The organism is Natrinema limicola JCM 13563 (genome assembly GCF_000337475.1).
GTDB lineage: Archaea > Halobacteriota > Halobacteria > Halobacteriales > Natrialbaceae > Natrinema > Natrinema limicola.
The window spans coordinates 1-309 of the sequence record NZ_AOIT01000058.1 but is presented as its reverse complement, the minus strand read 5'-3'; the positions used below and the strand labels follow the sequence as shown (position 1 = coordinate 309).

The following is a 309-nucleotide window of genomic DNA, read 5'->3' as shown; positions in this document are numbered from 1 at the left end:
GGTGAGATGTCCGGCGTTGAGTCCAATTAAACCGCAGGCTCCTCCGGTTGTAGTGCTCCCCCGCCAATTCCTTTAAGTTTCATCCTTGCGGACGTACTTCCCAGGCGGCTCGCTTCTCGGCTTCCCTACGGCACAACACAGGCTCGTAGCCTGTGTCACACCTAGCGAGCATCGTTTACAGCTAGGACTACCCGGGTATCTAATCCGGTTCGAGACCCTAGCTTTCGTCCCTCACCGTCGGATCCGTCTTCCAGAGGCGCTTTCGCCACCGGTGGTCCGTCCAGGATTACGGGATTTCACTCCTACCCC

1 rRNA gene is annotated in these 309 nt (G+C 57.9%); it reads right to left on the bottom strand.

Going from position 1 to position 309, the window contains the following annotated elements:
* Nucleotides 1-309, bottom strand: a 16S ribosomal RNA gene (locus tag C476_RS14705); the annotation flags it as partial.